At 39.8% G+C, this 17,551-nt stretch carries 17 protein-coding genes; 2 read left to right on the top strand and 15 right to left on the bottom strand.

Annotation, left to right across the window (positions count from 1 at the left end):
* Positions 1 to 168: 168 nt before the first annotated feature.
* The 5 genes from ABP870_RS03565 to gdhA form a co-directional block, all read right to left on the bottom strand.
* Positions 169 to 654 carry a PTS sugar transporter subunit IIA gene (locus tag ABP870_RS03565; protein ID WP_350014118.1) on the bottom strand — a complete coding sequence of 162 codons (486 nt, stop codon included), beginning with the start codon at positions 652 to 654 and terminating at the stop codon, positions 169 to 171.
* 148 nt (positions 655 to 802) lie between these two features.
* Positions 803 to 1,363, bottom strand: coding sequence for an NADPH-dependent FMN reductase (locus ABP870_RS03570; protein ID WP_350014119.1), 561 nt, complete (start codon positions 1,361 to 1,363; stop codon positions 803 to 805).
* Positions 1,364 to 1,448: 85 nt separating this feature from the next.
* Positions 1,449 to 1,859, bottom strand: coding sequence for a peptide deformylase (locus ABP870_RS03575; protein ID WP_350014120.1), 411 nt, complete (start codon positions 1,857 to 1,859; stop codon positions 1,449 to 1,451).
* Positions 1,860 to 2,178: 319 nt separating this feature from the next.
* The gene (locus ABP870_RS03580; RefSeq protein ID WP_350014121.1) at positions 2,179 to 2,316 is read right to left on the bottom strand and encodes a hypothetical protein; all 138 of its coding nucleotides are present in this window, start codon (positions 2,314 to 2,316) and stop codon (positions 2,179 to 2,181) included.
* A gap of 382 nt (positions 2,317 to 2,698) precedes the next feature.
* Entirely contained in the window at positions 2,699 to 4,048 is a 1,350-nt protein-coding gene (gdhA, locus tag ABP870_RS03585) for an NADP-specific glutamate dehydrogenase (protein WP_350014122.1), read from the bottom strand.
* Between the two features lie 1,268 nt (positions 4,049 to 5,316).
* Here gdhA and ABP870_RS03590 point away from each other — a divergent pair.
* A complete protein-coding gene (locus ABP870_RS03590; RefSeq protein ID WP_350014123.1) occupies positions 5,317 to 5,877 on the top strand; it encodes a TetR/AcrR family transcriptional regulator in 561 nt (186 codons plus the stop codon).
* 22 nt (positions 5,878 to 5,899) lie between these two features.
* On the opposite strand, the gene gloA is transcribed toward ABP870_RS03590, so the two are convergent.
* On the bottom strand, positions 5,900 to 6,277 hold the full coding sequence (gene gloA, locus ABP870_RS03595; protein ID WP_350014124.1) for a lactoylglutathione lyase: 378 nt from the start codon (positions 6,275 to 6,277) through the stop codon (positions 5,900 to 5,902).
* A 152-nt stretch (positions 6,278 to 6,429) separates the two neighbouring features.
* Between gloA and ABP870_RS03600 the strand changes: the two genes are divergently transcribed.
* A complete protein-coding gene (locus ABP870_RS03600) occupies positions 6,430 to 6,927 on the top strand; it encodes a DUF308 domain-containing protein (RefSeq protein WP_350014125.1) in 498 nt (165 codons plus the stop codon).
* 67 nt (positions 6,928 to 6,994) lie between these two features.
* Here ABP870_RS03600 and ABP870_RS03605 read toward each other — a convergent pair whose 3' ends face one another.
* The 9 genes from ABP870_RS03605 to ABP870_RS03645 form a co-directional block, all read right to left on the bottom strand.
* Entirely contained in the window at positions 6,995 to 7,837 is an 843-nt protein-coding gene (locus ABP870_RS03605) for an HAD family hydrolase (protein WP_350014126.1), read from the bottom strand.
* A 97-nt stretch (positions 7,838 to 7,934) separates the two neighbouring features.
* Complete coding sequence (locus tag ABP870_RS03610; protein WP_350014127.1) at positions 7,935 to 8,561, bottom strand: YczE/YyaS/YitT family protein; 627 nt, start codon at positions 8,559 to 8,561, stop codon at positions 7,935 to 7,937.
* Between the two features lie 471 nt (positions 8,562 to 9,032).
* Positions 9,033 to 10,472, bottom strand: coding sequence for a 6-phospho-beta-glucosidase (locus tag ABP870_RS03615; RefSeq protein WP_350014128.1), 1,440 nt, complete (start codon positions 10,470 to 10,472; stop codon positions 9,033 to 9,035).
* Positions 10,473 to 10,561: 89 nt separating this feature from the next.
* A complete protein-coding gene (locus ABP870_RS03620) occupies positions 10,562 to 11,176 on the bottom strand; it encodes a histidine phosphatase family protein (protein ID WP_350014129.1) in 615 nt (204 codons plus the stop codon).
* A 9-nt stretch (positions 11,177 to 11,185) separates the two neighbouring features.
* Positions 11,186 to 11,770, bottom strand: coding sequence for a histidine phosphatase family protein (locus ABP870_RS03625; protein ID WP_350014145.1), 585 nt, complete (start codon positions 11,768 to 11,770; stop codon positions 11,186 to 11,188).
* A gap of 186 nt (positions 11,771 to 11,956) precedes the next feature.
* The gene (locus ABP870_RS03630) at positions 11,957 to 13,435 is read right to left on the bottom strand and encodes a glycoside hydrolase family 1 protein (RefSeq protein WP_350014130.1); all 1,479 of its coding nucleotides are present in this window, start codon (positions 13,433 to 13,435) and stop codon (positions 11,957 to 11,959) included.
* A gap of 93 nt (positions 13,436 to 13,528) precedes the next feature.
* Positions 13,529 to 14,371, bottom strand: coding sequence for a Cof-type HAD-IIB family hydrolase (locus ABP870_RS03635; RefSeq protein ID WP_350014131.1), 843 nt, complete (start codon positions 14,369 to 14,371; stop codon positions 13,529 to 13,531).
* 271 nt (positions 14,372 to 14,642) lie between these two features.
* Entirely contained in the window at positions 14,643 to 15,542 is a 900-nt protein-coding gene (locus ABP870_RS03640; RefSeq protein ID WP_350014132.1) for an ROK family protein, read from the bottom strand.
* A 65-nt stretch (positions 15,543 to 15,607) separates the two neighbouring features.
* On the bottom strand, positions 15,608 to 17,086 hold the full coding sequence (locus ABP870_RS03645; protein WP_350014133.1) for a glycoside hydrolase family 1 protein: 1,479 nt from the start codon (positions 17,084 to 17,086) through the stop codon (positions 15,608 to 15,610).
* Positions 17,087 to 17,551 lie beyond the last annotated feature (465 nt).

Here is a 17,551-nt window from a genome sequence, read left to right on the forward strand (position 1 = left end):
GCTATATCGTCACTAAGTTACCACCATATAATATAATAAAGTGGTCACTATGTCAAATTAGAAGTTTACTGTTTTTCTGTAAAATTCATGATAAAAAGGGCAAATTGTTCCTTAAAAGCAACAAAAATCACCCTTTTGGATGATTTTTGTTTGTTATTTGAAAAACAGTTATTTTTTTAATGTCATTAAGGACGATTTCACTTTACGATAAGTTTCTTCGCTAAATGTTACATCTGAATAATCAGCTTTATTCGTTACAATAATCATGGTTTGCGTTGATAAACCCGCTTCTTCAATCACTGACACATCAAACTGAATCAAGGGTTGACCGAAAACGATGCGATCACCATCCTTAACAAATGCTTCAAATCCTCGTCCTGCTAAATCTACTGTGTTAATACCAATATGGATCAATACTTCTGCTCCTTTATCTGAAATCAATCCAATAGCATGTTTGCTAGGAAAAATTGATGAAACAACTCTGTCAAATGAGGCGTAGATAATATTGTCTTCCGGTATAATAACAACCCCATCGCCAACAGCACCTGATACGAAGACTTCATCGTCTGCTTCTGATAACGGGAAAACTTGCTCCGTAAGTGGCGACAAAACCTCTTCCCCTGTAATGACAGGTGCTTTCTCTAATACCGTCACACCATCTCCATTCTTCTCAAACTGTTTTTTCAACGGATTACACTAATCACTTGTCCTATAAAAAAGATACTGAACAAAGTCTCGAACAAGGTAGGCGATAATCAAAACACACACCAGATCAGAACAATCTGGTGTGTGTTTTGATTACTTAACTAACCATACGAGTCGCAAACCCAAGGAAATTCTTAACAACCATTTTTAAAAATATCTCTGTATCTGCTTTTAAAATAGTCCCTTCCTTATTAATCAAGTGATGAATCTCTGGTAAGTACACTTCTGGCTGAGGCATGGCAATAGCATTCAAAAAAACAAGTGCTTGTCTGATATGATGATTAGCCCCGAAACCTCCCATACTGCCCGCAGATTGCGTGATGACCAGTATTGGTTTACCATTAAAAGCAATGTCAGTCATTGGGCGCGAGCCAACTTCAATAGCATTTTTTAGAGCTGCAGGAATGGTTCGATTATACTCTGGACTAATCACAATCAGGGCATCTTGGACCTTCACTTCTCTTCTAAAACGATCATAACTGGCTGGTCTCAGAGTCACATCTTGATCTAAATCAGGATTAAAAAGAGGCAAATCGTCGATGCGGATAGTGGTAAGCTCTACTGTTTCAGGAAAGAAGCTTGAGATAGCCTTGGCGAGAGACTTAGAATAGGATTTTTCGCGAACACTTCCCACAATGATACCAATACGTTTAAGCAATTCATAACCTCCAGATTTTTACTACCTTATGAATAGTAACTTTTTGACTAACTTTCTTCAAGCTATTTGTTTGGCTACTTGTCGTTTAGATGATAATCCCTTCCAGATGATCTAATTCATGCTGACAGATTTGTGCAGGCAAGTCTTTGAGCGTGATGGTTTTTGTCATCCAATTGCTGTCGCGATAAGTCACGCTTATCTGACGATAGCGTTTAGTTAGGCGAGATCCTGTTAAAGAAAGGCAAGATTCTTCCGCATCAAAAGGCTCACTTTTGGCTACAATCTCAGGATTGAACATAACCAAGTCTACAAAACCCATGCTGATGATGATGACACGCTTTTGATAACCAATCATATTAGCCGCTAGGCCAAGACAGGTCTCGCGATGATAATTGAGTGTGTCTTGTAGATCTTGACCAATATAAAGGTCTTCTTTAGTCGCTCTCTGTGACTTTTGTCCCAAGAAAAAAATGTCTTTAACGATAGTTTTAATCATAATAACTCCTATTTATAGTAGCATTCACTATTAGGCATTATAACAAAAAGCTTAGGAGCTTTCATCTCAAGCTTTCAATGATGTGTCTGATCCATAAAGTTAAGGAAGTTTAACTATCCTTACCTGCTTGATTGGCAATTATCTTGTAAAGGTTTCTAAAAATAACTTAGGTCAGTTTTGATAGCCATGTCAATTTATTCACTTGTTCGACAATGCCATCACCGATTAGCGTTTGCAATATCCTTTTGATCTCAGGGAGATTTAAATCAGGCTTGGATAATACAGCCGCTTTTATCCAAAGCCCATCTCCCCTCATCGTCTACGGCTCGATGATTGCTAGCAAGGTTTCCCTTATCTCTGTCATCGTCGAAACGATAGTTACACCTCTGAGAACTTCAGCCATCACACTAGTAACAGTCAGAATTTCCAAATTAGAACGCCTATATGAGGTTACCACTCTCCTGATTGCACTGAACACTGATTGCAGGAGTTTTCCCTGATGGTGGTTTTTAATTTCTAGCGTCAGACTTAAAACAATCTATCCCCAGATTGACTGTTTTAAGTAGCTACCTCACGACAGTCAGGCTTATACTAATTTAAAATCAAAAACAGCGGAGTTCCAGTCTCTGTGTCCAATCGATTTTAGTTGGAAAGGGATGACTTATTTTGTCACAACATTACAATTCCGCTAGTTAGGAATTTTGTTAAGTATTAGGAGTCACTAGTGAGTCCACCGGTAGCGGATGCACATTGAAAACGTTCACCTCAGATGTAAGACATGTCCGACATGCCTAAAAAAACGGCTGGAAGTTTCCAACCGCTTCTATGGTTAATCTGTCTTATACAATGCCTTGGGCAGACATCGCTTCGGCGACTTTTAGAAAACCTGCAATGTTTGATCCGACAACAAGGTTGCCTTCAGCACCAAATTCTTTAGCAGCTGAAGCTGAATGATTGTAGATATCTTTCATGATCTCTTTGAGTTTTTCATCAACTTCATCAAATGACCAAGACGTTCGTTGGCTATTCTGAGACATTTCAAGCGCTGAAACGGCAACACCACCAGCGTTGGCTGCCTTGGCTGGTCCAAAGGCGATACCTGCTTCATGGAAGACGTTAATGGCTTTAAGTGTTGATGGCATGTTGGCCCCCTCAGCAACAGCCATGACACCGTTGGCAACTAAAGCTTTAGCATCTTCTTCATCAAGCTCATTTTGAGTGGCACATGGAAAGGCAAGGTCAGCTTTCAATGTCCAGATAGAGTTTTCTTCGGCTGGTGTGAAGACAGCGTCTGGGTATGTTTCCACGTAGTCACTGATACGGGCACGTTTAACCTCTTTAAGTTCTTTCAAAAGGTCAAGGTCAATACCATCACCATGATACACATAACCTGATGAATCTGACACAGCAATCACTTTTGCACCAAGCTCATATAGTTTTTCAGTAGCGTAAATAGCCACGTTTCCTGAGCCTGAAACAATGGCCGTTTTGCCACTCAAGTCTTCACCACGGGCATTAAGCATTTGCTCAGCAAAGTAAACTGTTCCGTAACCAGTTGCTTCCGTACGAGCCAGAGAACCACCATAAGTCAGTCCTTTACCAGTCAAGACACCATTTTCATACCCCTTGAGACGTTTGTATTGACCAAACATGTAGCCAATCTCACGAGCTCCAACACCAATATCTCCAGCTGGAACATCACTATCTGGTCCGACATGTTTTTGCAACTCTGTCATAAAGCTTTGTGTAAAGCGCATCACCTCAAGGTCAGACTTTCCTTTAGGGTCGAAGTTTGACCCACCTTTACCACCGCCAATAGGTTGACCAGTCAATGAATTCTTAAAAATTTGTTCAAACCCAAGAAATTTAATGATGGATTGGTTAACTGAAGGGTGGAAACGAAGGCCACCTTTATAAGGGCCAATGGCAGATGAGAATTGCACACGGTACCCGCGGTTAACCTGTACCTGACCCTTGTCATCAACCCAAGGTACACGGAAAGAAACAATGCGTTCAGGTTCTACCAAACGCTCGAGGAGATTTTCTTCGATGTATTTGGGATACTTATCAAAAACAGGGATGAGGGATTGAAACACTTCTTCAACAGCTTGTAGAAACTCTTCTTCATGAGCATTTTGCTCTTTTACTTTTTCAAAAACGTTAATAACGTATTCTTTTCCTGATAACATAAGATTTCCTCTCGAGATTTAAATTTTAATTCACTTAACATAGTATAAGTTTTTCAGAATTTTACTGTCAAGTTTTTACCTCTTATTTTGACTTATTTTTCGGATTTTGGCTTAGACAAACTGACCTGACATCAGACAAGCTACTAATCGTTTGATCCAGAAAAATCATTTCTAACTAAAGTAACCTAAAATCGCTCGTCGTGTGCTGTTTGTCGAGGGATACTAACTGGTCTCACTTTCTTGTCTAGGACAGTTGTCCCAAAACAGGGCGACACCCGCTTAGTCATTTCAATATCTCCCAATATGTTTTACTCTTAGTGATGATCGCTATCTCTTATATTCATTACCAAAACCTTTTTCAGTAAAGTCTTAACTTATTGCAAATCCTAGCAAGCTGACTTGGAATTTATATCTGATCCGCTTTCTTCAAGTGATCGCACCACCTAGAATCTTGGTACCAAACAGTGGTCTTTGATAATCGTAACTGTCAAACCTTCAAAAAGGAAACATAGTCATTGTGGTTATTATTCCGAAATCGATGATAATCGTTTTGAGCATTAGAAATAAGATAGGTTGATTGATATAACGATGAAGTCTGCTAAATGAAATACCAATTGGACATAAACATCACTTTAGGACGAAAAAAGCTGAGTAAAATCAATACTAATCACGTTGCGCAACACGATCACACGAGCTGTACTACTTTTATAATAATGACCTAAAACAGGTCTGTCTGATGATTGCTATCAATGATATCGTTTAGATAAGAATTGATTAACACATCTGTTTTATCCCAACTGTTAGATGCCATCAAAGAAAACAGACCCTACTGTCAGTTCTGGATAAAACATCACCCTGATGTTGATAATACGGTAACCATTGTGATAAAAAACACGATGAAACATTTTGATATTGTTGAGCTTGATAAACAACTAGGGGAGGGCATTGTATCCCTGCAAAGGTCGCAGGTGATCTGTATATAATGAGAGGTAAGATTATCTACAAATGAATGGGCTCTAACGTTTTAAAAATCAGTCCAAAAATTGCAGAAAGCATTCATAAGGCTGCCCCTATTTAAGTCTACCTTTTAGAAGATCCTATAAATGATGATCTATGAAAACGATAGATAGAGCCTCATGTTGACAACTAGCATTTTTCCCTTAATGATAGGTCAAAAAACTTCCAATACGTCATTTAATACTTTTTTTAGCTTTCAGTGTTATAATAATTTAACTATTTTAATCAACGGTCGAGAGGCAGGTGGTATTATGAAATCTCCGCATCAAACGCTAACAAAATCCCAACAGTATATTATAGATGCCTTTATCAAGCTTTTGGATGAGAAATCACCAGCCGATATTCGGATTATTGACATTTTAAACGTGTCAGGTGTTAGTCGAACAACTTTCTATAATTATTTTGACAGCAAAGAAGCCTTAATTGAATTTTGTCTATCAGCATATCTAGAGCGCGTTACCCTCATTTTAAACCAAGACTTAACGTATCCAGATCAGGTTATTGTTGAGGCGCTAACATTTTTGAAAAACCATAGCGACTACACCAGAGCTTTAGTTCTATACTATCCCAATATTGATCAGATCGTTACTAATTACATTACAACGATGACCGATCCTAAGCACTCTAGTATAGATCATCTAAGCGCCAAACTAAAAGAAGGTTATCATTTTTCTGAAAAATACCTTCTTTCCATCTATGTGATGACGATCAAAACCATCCTGTTCGTTTGGGTCAAGAATGACTTTAAAGAAACTCCAAGTGAAGTGACTGCTATTCTTAAAAGAGCTGTACAAAACTTAACAAGATTCTGAGTGTGAACTCAGAATCTTGTTCCTATTTTCCTAGACGAATGACTTCGATCTTGTAGCCGTCTGGATCTTTAATAAAGTAGTAATGGGGCTCCTGTCCTGGAAGGCCTTTTAGGTCTGTAACATCAAAACCGGCGTTTTTATGCTGAGCATGTGTTTTTTCAAGATCATCCACTCCAACAGCCAAGTGACCATAACCATCACCGATATCATAAGACCCATGGTCATAATTATAGGTCAATTCAATTTCAAAGGATTCATCGGGTGTTTTCAAGAAAACAAGGGTGAACTGATTATCTGGAAAATCTTTGCGACGCACTTCTTCCAAAGGAAAAGCTTTGGTGTAAAAATCAATAGATGCCTCCAAGTCTTGCACTCGGATACAAGTGTGTAACATTTTCATAAAAATATCCTCCTATTACTATCCTACCGATTTCAAAGTGATTTAGCAAACAGTTACTTTCCCTGAAAACGAAACTAATAGACAAGCTAGCAGCAGATTTTTTGACAGTTTGACCTTCATTGACTATAATATGGTAAACAAAGGAGATTTCTATGAAACTATTGACATTAATACCAAGCCTCTTTTCACTTGTATTAGGCATCTATCTTTTTAATAAACCCTTATCTGCTATCGCCTCTATCGGCTGGCTACTTGCCCTTATGATTTTTGTCTGGGGCATTCAAAGCTTGCTCTCCTACTTACGTAGCGATAGCTCTCAACGAACGATCTGGCAACTGCTTCAAGCGATCGTGACCATCATTTTCGGATTCATACTGCTTGGTAGCTCAGCCTTTTCACTAAGCCGCTTGGTCATCACGATCATTGCCTATTGGATTTTAGTGGTAGCTATCTTGCGACTGATTTCCAGCTATCAGCTTCGCCAAGCTGGAGTTAGCAAGCATTCACTCTTATCAGGTTGGGGACTCCTACTGCTAGGCATTTTGCTTTTGGCAAGTCCTATTTTCACTTCTGTTTTTATCGGTAAATTCTTATCTCTTATCTTGCTTGTGATTGGCTTCTCTGGAGTCATAGCCAGCCTGCGAATGTAAAAAATGCATATTAAAAGCCTAAGATCCATTAAAGTTCTTAGGCTTTTTTAGTTAGCTTAGAGTTAGCTTAGGCTAGAAGTCCTAGCTTTTCAAAGGCATTGTAGAGGCCGTCTTCTTCGACATCATCTGTTACCATATCAGCCATCGCAAGAATCTCCGGCCCGCCATTTCCCATAGAAACACCAACTTGACAGTATTCTAGCATAGGGATATCAATTTTTGCATCACCAAAAGCAATGGTATCTTTACGATCAGCACCAAGGTGTTTCAAAAGAACGTCCACAGCATGGGCCTTATCAATATCTTTAACACCTAGATCTCCAAAGAGAGCTGTTTCACCACGTCCTCCCCAAGTATGGGCTTCCAGATTTGGAAATTCCTTTATGGAATCAAGATGGTCTTGGTAGTCAGACAAGATGAAGCTGACCTTGTTGAGGTCATCACGATAAAGTTCACCCCCATAAATCAGACCATGCAAAGCATCTTCAGGTTCTTGATCTTTAACCTCTTCTTCGGTTTTTCCTTTACGGAGACTATATTCTCTTAGAACCAAGCGGGCTGCATCTTTGAAGTTTTCAGAAGCAAAGAGACCATTGTTGGATTCAAGGTAAAATTCTAAACCACGACTGTGAAGCCAATCAACGATATGTTTGGCTTCTTCTTTTGAAATCAATCGGTGCATAACCACCTCTTCATTATCTTCCACGTAGGAGCCATTACCACCAATCATTCCATCGATACCAATATCCCAAATAGCATCTTGCATCTCAGCACGGCTGCGACCCGTGCAGACATAGACTTTATGCCCGTTGTCACGTGCTAAGCGGATAGCTTTAACCGCAGATTCTGGAACCCTATTATGATAATCTACCAATGTTCCATCGACATCTAAAAAGATAATTTTTGACATGTCTTACCTCACTTAATCATTCTAATATTAATAATTTTAATTATAACGAAAAGATCGTCATGAAACCATCACTATCCTTTGAAATCATAATACTATCCTATGTTTTTTCGACTTGTTTCTCATAGAGCTTTTCAAATATTGGAAAAAAGACAGCTATCACTCGACCCGTTACTAAACTGGCAATCAGTGTTCCGATACCAACACCAAGCCATCCCTGACCAGTTCCGAAGGATAATAGCAAGGAAAGACTGATGTAAACAAAGTCCATGAGATTTTTCCCCGTTCCAAATCCTTTACCAGTTACTTGACCGATCGTATGCGCGAGAGCATCAGCAGGGTTTGGAATGAAGCGCATAGCAACACTCAAAGAGGCACCAACTCCCATGATAACAACTCCCGCAAAGAGCCAAACAAATCGCATACCTAGAGTCTCTGGCGTTATTAGAGTATTGTCGAAAAACTGCATGACAAAGCTGGTTAGAAAACTAGCCACTATCTGAAGAATCCTAAAATGGTCAAATGACTTTCCTAATAGCAAAAACTGAATGACGATACAGAGAACGAAGTTGAGAAAACTGGTTATCCCAATGGGAATATTAAAAATGACTGAAGCGTTGTAGGCTAGTGAAACAATTGGTGATACGCCCAAGGAAGCCTTAGTACAGAGAGTAATTCCCAAACCAAGAAGGAAAACACCAATCATATAAAACAGTATTTGGGACAAATGATTAACCTTATGAAACAAAAGCAAAACCTTTCATAAAAAATGATATTGTTCTAGTATAACATGAAAAAACGTGAATTTCCTCACCTCAAAAAATGTCCTGATACTCAGTTAATTTCAAAAAAATAACTTTTTTTTGATCCTTTCTTAAGTAGTACGGACAAAAGCAACCTCCTTCGGAGTTTCATTCCTAATGTTTGAGCCTAGGTCTCAAAAATTCCGTTATTAGTGACAGTGTTGCTGTCACAAATAGTACCACTATGGCAAAAAATATCCTTTCAAGCTCACTTCGGTCGCTCTAAACAGCGGAATCTTATTTTGCTATTCAATACATCGTGTTATTTTTTATTTTTGGATGAGTATGACAAGTTTCATCATCGAAAGAGTAGTCATCTTGGTGAACCATCTCAGATGAAAAAACACTAGTCTAATAACCTTAAACTAGCGTTGACGTCACATTATTCGGTTGATTTAATCAATATCTACCCCATTTGAAGCGATCACTTTTCGATACCAGTCAAATGATTTTTTCTTAGAGCGTTTGAGGGTTCCATTGCCTTGATTATCACGGTCAACATAGATGAAACCGTAACGTTTTTTCATTTCCCCAGTTCCTGCTGAGACAAGGTCAATTGGTCCCCAAGTTGTATAGCCAAGAAGCTCAACACCATCTTCATTGATGGCTTGGTTCATGGTTTCAATATGTGAACGAAGGTAATCGATGCGGTAGTCATCTGCCACATAACCATTTTCGTCAGGAGTATCGATAGCACCGAGACCATTTTCCACGATAAACATTGGTTTTTGATAACGGTCCCAGATGGTATTTAACGTAATGCGAAGACCTAGTGGATCAATTTGCCAGCCCCATTCAGAAGCTTCTAGATATGGATTTTTGATGGAAGCAAAAATATTTCCTTGTGTTTTTTCATTGACTTCTGGATCACCTGAAGCCACGCGACTTGAATAGTATGAGAATGAGACAAAGTCAACTGTATGTTCTTTCAAAAGAGCTAAGTCTTCATCAGTCATTTCAATCTCTAAACCGAGACGCTCAAATTTCTTCTTAGCGTAGTTTGGGTATTCCCCACGCGCTTGCACATCGATGAAGAAATAGTTTTCGCGGTCTTCTTGCATCGCTGCCCAGTAGTCACGTGGATGCGCTGTGTTTGGATAATATTGACCAGCTGCAAGCATGCAACCCACTTTATTTTCAGGATCCACTTCATGAGCGATTTTAGTGGCAATAGCTGACGCTACCAACTCATGGTGAGCTGCTTGATATTTGACTTGTTCTTGGTTTTCACCTTCTTCGAAATACAATCCTGCCCCCATGAATGGTGCATGGAGAATCATGTTAATTTCATTGAAGGTTAGCCAATATTTCACCAAACCTTTGTAACGGTTGAAGATGACCTTGCAAAGACGCTCGTAGAACTCTATAACCTTGCGATTGCGCCATCCGCCATACTCCTTAATCAAATGCATTGGGAAATCAAAATGCGTGATGGTTACCAACGGTTCGATGTCGTATTTGCGCAATTCTTTAAAAACATTTTCGTAGAATTGAAGACCAGCTTCATTTGGCTCTAACTCATCCCCTTTTGGGAAAATCCGTGTCCAACCAATAGACATGCGGTAAGTTTTAAAGCCCATTTCAGCAAAGAGGGCAATATCTTCCTTATAATTATGGTAAAAATCGATCGATCCTTTGGCTGGGTAGAAATAACCGTCTTCAAAATCAAACATTTTCTTTTGACCGGCAATGATTGGAAAACGATCTTCTCCAATTGGCACCACATCAACGTTAGCAAGTCCACGACCATCCACGTCGTAAGCCCCTTCTACCTGATTGGCAGCAGTTGCTCCACCCCACAAAAATCCTTCTGGAAATGCTTTTAATTTTGTCATTTTGAAACCTCTTTCATGATTTAGTAATCTTATTATACCACTCCTAGCCGTCAAAAACTGATTGTTTCATCAGATAAAGTGATACTATACTATGATATTGTGGTTGTATTTTCATAAAGCATGCTTTCATTCACAGGATCATAGATGTTATCTAGTTTAAAATACTGATCTTCCACTTCAAATGTTAAAATGGCACAGTTTCTCATACGAACTTGCGGTGGATTGTCCAAAACACCACGGTAAAACTGCGCAATAGCTCCCCCATGACTGACGGCTAAAATGGTATCTCCGTCAGCATGATTTGCTAGCAGCTCCCGAACGGTATTGCCCACTCTTTGGCGCACCGCCATGGAGTCTTCACCACCATGCTGCACAAAATAATCAGCATATCCGACATCTGGAATCAAGGGCGGATTAAGGGTTTCGGATTGTCCCTCAAAAGCTCCAAAATCCATTTCTTTCAACCCTTTAAGACGCACAACATTGGTACTACCTGAGACAATCTCTGCCGTGTCAACGGCTCGTTCTTGCGTTGAAGCATACACTGCTGTAAACCTTATCCCTAACTTTTGAAAATAAGCACGTGCTTTTGTCGCCTGTTCAATCCCAAGCGCTGTCAAAGGGCTATCAGAGACCCCTTGAATACGTTTTAGCTCGTTAAACCGAGTTTGGCCATGGCGCATTAAATACAACGTTTTTGTCATGTAACCTCCTTAGAAGTGATGAACTTCAAAGTCCTGTGTTGGTAAAATGAGTTTTTCAAGCTTTAATTGACCATCCTCTTCCACATCAAAAGCACAGATCGCACAATTTGAAAACCGCACACTTGGTGGAAAGGTAATGCCAAGTTCCAACATCAATCCCCACATGGCAGCGCCGTGACTAACCATAAGAGTCTGGTTAGCTTGTGACTGACGCAAGGTCTCTTGAATGGTTTCACGGACTCGGACACCTACTTGACGAATATCCTCACCACCAAAAGGCACTAGTAAATCTTCAAAAGAAATGCTACCTGAACGATGCTTGGGTAATAACATTTCAGGTTGGGCTTCAAATTGACCAAAGTTCATTTCCTTGAGTCCTTTAAGTTGAGCGACCTGATCACGACCTGAAACCAATTTGGCAGTGTCTGTCGCCCGTTCTTGCGTTGAGGAATAGACCTCATCAAAATGAATGCCTTCTTTTTCAAAGTATGTTTTAGCCAATTTGGCTTGTTCAATCCCCAGTTCTGTCAAGGGAGAGTCACAAGCTCCCTGCACACGCTTTTGGGTATTAAACAGAGTTTCCCCATGTCTCATTAAATAAAGTTTTGCCACAGTCTCTCACCTCTATCTTTTACTTGAATCCTTGCACGATTATCAGAAAGTCCGATACCAATCGCCACTAAAACATCCAATCCTTCTTCCCACAAGATATAGCCCTTTTGGCTACTTCCAACGACTTATCACTACTTCAAGAAAAACCAGCTACCACTGGTTTTTGTGCTAGTTATCCTCTAAAATGGATTGACCTTGAGTGGCAATCAATTCTTGATACCAGAAGAAGGAATCTTTACGGTAACGGTCAAAACTGCCCTTTCCTTGGTCGTCAGCATCAACATAAACAAAACCGTAACGCTTGGACATTTCAGAGGTTGAAGCTGATACCAAATCGATACACCCCCACATGGTATAGCCCATAAGCTCAACGCCATCTTCAATCGCTTCATACATTTGCTTAATGTGTTTCTCAAGATAATCAATCCGGTACTGATCGTGAATAGAACCATCCTCTTCTAACTGATCAAGAGCACCAAGACCATTTTCTACGATGAACAATGGTATCTGATAACGGTCATAAAGTTTATTGAGTGTCACGCGAAGCCCAACAGGGTCAATTTGCCAACCCCAGTCAGAAGCCTCTAGATAAGGATTGGCTTCTCCCAAAATCAAGTTACCAGCTATCGCTTTTTGTTCCGCAGTTTGGTTGTTTGGATGACGCGTCACTGATGACATGTAATATGAAAAACTCATAAAATCAACCGTATAATTTCTTAAAATGTCTTCATCGCCGTCTGCAAAAACAAGATTGATATTATTTTCTTTGAAGAAACGGTTCATGTAGCTTGGGTATTGACCACGAATCTGCACATCAGCATAGAAAAGATTTTCGTGGTCTTTAGTGATTGACTGCATGATGTCATCTGGATGGCAAGTTGCTGGGTAGGCTTCCATACGGGCTAGCATCATACCGATTTGGTTATTAGAATCAATCTCATGACCAATTTTTGTTGCTAAACTGGAGGCGATAAATTGGTGATGGACTGCCTGATACATCTCTTCTAGGTTAAGTTTACCATCTTCAAAAAGCAAGCCCCCCGATAAATAACCTGTCATCCCAAGAATATTGATTTCATTAAAGGTCAGCCAATAGTTGACTTTACCCTTGTAACGTTTGAAGACTGTTTCAGCGTAATGAACGAAGAAATCAATAACCTTACGATTTTTCCACCCACCATATTTTGTTACCAATCCAATCGGAAATTCATAGTGAGAAAGAGTCACTAGGGGCTCAATACCATGTTTGTTCAACTCGTCAAAGACAGCATCATAGAATGCCAAGCCTTCTTCATTTGGCTCTGTTTCATCCCCATTTGGGAAAATACGAGACCAAGCAATAGATAGACGAAAAGTCTTAAAGCCCATTTCCGCCATGAGTGCAATGTCTTCTTTATAACGATGGTAAAAATCAGATCCCCAACGTTTAGGATAAAGGCCTTCTTGATCATTCAAGGCAAACTCTAGCCGCTCTCGGTTCATGGGTGTTGTGAATTCACCGCCTATTGTCTTACGCTCTTCTGGAGAAACTGCACGTGCCGTATCTGAAGTAGCTGGTCCACGACCACCTTCATTCCAAGCACCTTCATATTGATTGGCAGCTGTAGCACCGCCCCATAAAAATTCTTTTGGAAATTGTTTTGTCATGAGAAACTCCTTTATTTCTATTATCAGATAGCAATAATTTAACAGGAATTGTAAACCTTTTCTTATAAAATCTTACGAAATAATAATACTATCTTATGATTTCAAGGCTTGATTATCCAAATAATCTTCAATAACTTCTAGAACCCCATTATTATTGTGGTCAGGAGCTAAAAACTTGGCATGCTGCTTAATAATCTGCGGCGCATTTCCAACAGCATAAGAGTGATTAGCTAAATGCAACATCTCGACATCATTGCCACTATCACCAAAAGCCATTAACTCATCAGCTGAAATTCCAAATCTATCCATGAGTATTTGTAGACCAGCGGCTTTATGAACACCTGTTTGAATAATATCAATCGTGCCAAATCCCGAAGACACCGCTGTTAGATTTCCTGTAAAATGGGCATTAAAGTCAGCCATGACTGCATCAGCCTCTGTAAAATCAGTAGCTACCATACTCATTTTAATAATGAGTTCATCTTTTGGAATATCATCAAAAGATTTTACCCTAACAATAGCATCCATAAAAGCTTTTGCTTCCTCAGGTGCAATCATATGATGCACCATCTCCCATTCTGCAGCCTCTAGCATATATGAGTGTCTAGAGCCCGTTAAAATCACCCGATAAGCTGCTAATTGAGCTTTAAAATACTCTAAAAACAGGGCAACATCAGCTTGATCCAACACAAATCGATTTATCGTTTCACCTTTAACCAGTAAGTGGGCACCGTTTTCTGCTACAAAATCCAAACGGTCTAAAAGCCCTTTGAACATGATATTAACGCGATTCATATTGTTACCAGTTGCTACCACAAAGCGAATGCCATGCTCATCAAGCCGATCTAAAAGCCGTTCAAAACGCTCTCGATCGTAGCTGCCTTTATCATCTAAAAACGTACCATCCATATCACTGGCTATCATTTTAATTGTCATACAAAACCTCCATTATCTTATATTATAAAAAGCCTAGACTACAAAAACTAGGCTTTTTATATGAAAAACTGATACTATAATCGGAAACCGAAAGACCTTACATGTCTTCTAAAGTATTATACTAGTTCAGCAGCATTTTCTGCTTCTTCTTTAAGCAGTTGTTTATCATAAATTTTAATAAAATGATACAAACAGTCAAGTAAAAAGTATTTTAAGTTGCAACTCTTCACTTGTTTTGATTAATAAAAAAACACATCTAAAATAGTCACCTTCACATTCTTTGCCCCAAATAGTAGGCTGCACCAATCAAATTGGCTGAATTGTGATAGAAACAAGCCATCACCTGTGGTCTTTTAACCACTTTGAAAACCCAAGCTTCTTCTGTTTCCAGCTGGTCCAACTGACGATTGACTTCGTCAATTAAGATCGTTTGGGCAGAAATCCCGCCACCAATAACCACTCGTTCCACATCCAAAATACTTTGCAGATTGTTGATCTGAAGGGCAAAGTGGCGACAATAATGTTGAAAGCTAGGGTAGACACGCTCATCCTTACTCTTAATAGCTTCAAATACGGCTCTACCGTCCTGCTCATCTGACAAACCAAGCGCTTTGGCACACCTTGCAATGAAATTCACCGCAGATAACGCTCCACCTGCCAAATCTGCTGCTGATAAGGGAGACATTTTATCTTGTGGCAAAGCAAAGGTTAGTTCTCCAGCTTGAAAATGTGACCCTTGATAAAGTTGCCCATTGATGATAATTCCCCCACCAAGACCTGTTCCTACAATCATGGCTAAACCATTCGTAACCCCTTTTAAATTTCCAGAAGCTAATTCAGCTAAGACAGCAGCCTTGCCATCATTAAGAACAGCCACTGGTTTTTGATAGGATTGCTCCAAGAAATCTTTGAACGAAAAACTATCCAAATAATGCAACATGCCCCCATTATAAACAGTTCCGGTTACAGGATCAATCGTACCTGGACAGGATATGGCAATCCCTTCAATCGTCTCTAAATGTGGCTCAATCATATTCTGCAAAAGTTTTTGGCAATCCTCTAAATCACGCGCAGAAGGTCTTGCTGGAAAAGATTGTTCAAGTTGAAAATCTTCCGAAATCAAGCCTGATTTAAACTGGGTTCCACCCAAATCAATAGCTAAAAATGACATATTGGTTCCTCTTCTTTGTTAACAGTTCAAAATCACGGCTGCTCAAACAACCGTGATTTTAGGATTTAATCCAAATCTTCACCATTTGAGGCAATGACTTTTTGATACCAGTAGAAACTATCTTTTGGCGTTCGCTCGAGCGTTCCTCTGCCGGCATCATCCATATCCACATAGATGAAACCGTAACGCTTGCGCATCTCCCCTGTCCCTGCTGAGACAATGTCAATACAACCCCAAGTGGTGTAGGCGATTAGGTCAACACCATTGTCAATGGCCTTGCTCATAGCTTTCACATGGGCACGGTGGTAATCGATACGATAATCGTCATGGATAGAGCCATCTTCTTCTAGGGTATCAAAAGCTCCAAGACCATTCTCTACTACCATAAGTGGCATTTCATAGCGGTCATAGATTTTTTCAAGATAGTATTGAAGACCATCTGGATCGTGCGCCCAACCCCAATCAGAGTAGGTCAGGTAAGGGTTTTTAGCTCCAGTAGAAAAGTTACCTGCTACTTGTTCAACACCTGTATGGGTGGTAACGTTGTTTGACATGTAGTAAGAGAAGGTATACATGTCAACAGTGCCATTTTTGAGGTCTTCCAAGTCTTCTTCAGTAATATCTAGCTCGACATGATGCTCTTGCCAGAGACGTTTAGCGTATGTGCCGTATTTTCCTTTGGCTTGCACATCCCCGCAATAGTAAATACCTGACTCCCACTTGTGTTGATTTGCCAAAATATCCTTAGGATCAGAAGTCGCTGGATAGAAAGTTATGCCGCAAATCATGTTTCCAATCATAAAGTCAGGATTGATCTTATGACCAAGTTGGACGGCCTTGGCTGAGGCAACAAATTGGTGGTGTAAGATTTGATAACCAGTCTGATATTCCTCATCAGAAGCCTGACCTCCAAACATATCAAGAAACATGGTAGTGTTATTGATTTCATTAAAGGTCAGCCAGTATTTGACAAGGTCTTTGTATTCATTGAAAATAACCTCGCAGTATTTGACGTAAAAATCAATCAGTTTGCGATTGGTCCAGCCACCGTAATTTTCTTCAAGAGCCAGTGGCGTATCAAAATGCCAGATGGACACCAAAGGTTCAATATTGTATTTACGACATTCTTCAAAAACAGAACGGTAAAAATCAAGTCCTGCTTGATTTGGCTGAGCATCATCTCCGTTAGGGAAAATCCGTGCCCAGGAAATGGATAAGCGAAAAATCGAGTAGCCCATCTCTGCAAAAAGCTTAATATCTTCTTTGTAACGATGGTAAAAATCTACCGCAACATGATTAGGATAATGCTCCGTATCAAGAATCGCATGCTTAGCGCCTTCAGGAATCTGGCCGTTGTGCCCCATTGCGCTAACTTTACCAGGTTGACCATCTTTGTCGATATAGGTCATGTAACGTGGTGAGTTTGCTGTGCCACCTGTTGTCACATCCGTTGCAACAAGTCCGCGCCCATCTTCGTTATATGCCCCTTCAGCTTGATTGGCGGCAATTGCACCACCCCATAGGAAATCTTTTGGAAATGTCATTGTCCTACCTCTTTCTTATCTTGATATGATAACCATATTATAGCTCAAACATGGGAATATTTCTTGTAACATCGTATGAAAAAATGGTACTATCTTACGATTTTAAGTCAAGATAGGGAAGCCTGAGCGCACGTCGTACGCGTGATGAAAATGCCTGTAACTGTTTTATAGGCACGACAAATACATGAAACAGTTATTTCCGCATTATAGTACAGATAAATCCATTTTATCTAAGTGTTTTTACTATAAGAAAACCGCTTAAACATAGCTACTATTTTTGTAAATTCTGAACATTGAAATACAGAAAACTTTATTTTCTTGCTAAAAATCTTTCATGCGTTTGATCTGCTCTAAGCTTACCTTCACCCCCATGTAACCCAACCAAGGCAGTACCTCAACCCAGACAGATATCGTCTTTTGTATCTACTTTGATACATCGTCACTTTCGACTTGCCGTACGCGAGT

It is taken from the genome of Streptococcus jiangjianxini (assembly GCF_040225085.1).
Classification (GTDB): domain Bacteria; phylum Bacillota; class Bacilli; order Lactobacillales; family Streptococcaceae; genus Streptococcus; species Streptococcus jiangjianxini.

What these genes read in the sequence shown, in the direction of transcription:
- ABP870_RS03575 (WP_350014120.1), bottom strand. Translation starts at nt 1,859, where the DNA reads ATGATTAAAACTATCGTTAAAGACATTTTTTTCTTGGGACAAAAGTCA.
- gdhA (WP_350014122.1), bottom strand. Translation starts at nt 4,048, where the DNA reads ATGTTATCAGGAAAAGAATACGTTATTAACGTTTTTGAAAAAGTAAAA.
- ABP870_RS03590 (WP_350014123.1), top strand. Translation starts at nt 5,317, where the DNA reads ATGAAATCTCCGCATCAAACGCTAACAAAATCCCAACAGTATATTATA.
- gloA (WP_350014124.1), bottom strand. Translation starts at nt 6,277, where the DNA reads ATGAAAATGTTACACACTTGTATCCGAGTGCAAGACTTGGAGGCATCT.
- ABP870_RS03600 (WP_350014125.1), top strand. Translation starts at nt 6,430, where the DNA reads ATGAAACTATTGACATTAATACCAAGCCTCTTTTCACTTGTATTAGGC.
- ABP870_RS03605 (WP_350014126.1), bottom strand. Translation starts at nt 7,837, where the DNA reads ATGTCAAAAATTATCTTTTTAGATGTCGATGGAACATTGGTAGATTAT.
- ABP870_RS03615 (WP_350014128.1), bottom strand. Translation starts at nt 10,472, where the DNA reads ATGACAAAATTAAAAGCATTTCCAGAAGGATTTTTGTGGGGTGGAGCA.
- ABP870_RS03620 (WP_350014129.1), bottom strand. Translation starts at nt 11,176, where the DNA reads ATGACAAAAACGTTGTATTTAATGCGCCATGGCCAAACTCGGTTTAAC.
- ABP870_RS03625 (WP_350014145.1), bottom strand. Translation starts at nt 11,770, where the DNA reads ATGAGACATGGGGAAACTCTGTTTAATACCCAAAAGCGTGTGCAGGGA.
- ABP870_RS03630 (WP_350014130.1), bottom strand. Translation starts at nt 13,435, where the DNA reads ATGACAAAACAATTTCCAAAAGAATTTTTATGGGGCGGTGCTACAGCT.
- ABP870_RS03635 (WP_350014131.1), bottom strand. Translation starts at nt 14,371, where the DNA reads ATGACAATTAAAATGATAGCCAGTGATATGGATGGTACGTTTTTAGAT.
- ABP870_RS03640 (WP_350014132.1), bottom strand. Translation starts at nt 15,542, where the DNA reads ATGTCATTTTTAGCTATTGATTTGGGTGGAACCCAGTTTAAATCAGGC.
- ABP870_RS03645 (WP_350014133.1), bottom strand. Translation starts at nt 17,086, where the DNA reads ATGACATTTCCAAAAGATTTCCTATGGGGTGGTGCAATTGCCGCCAAT.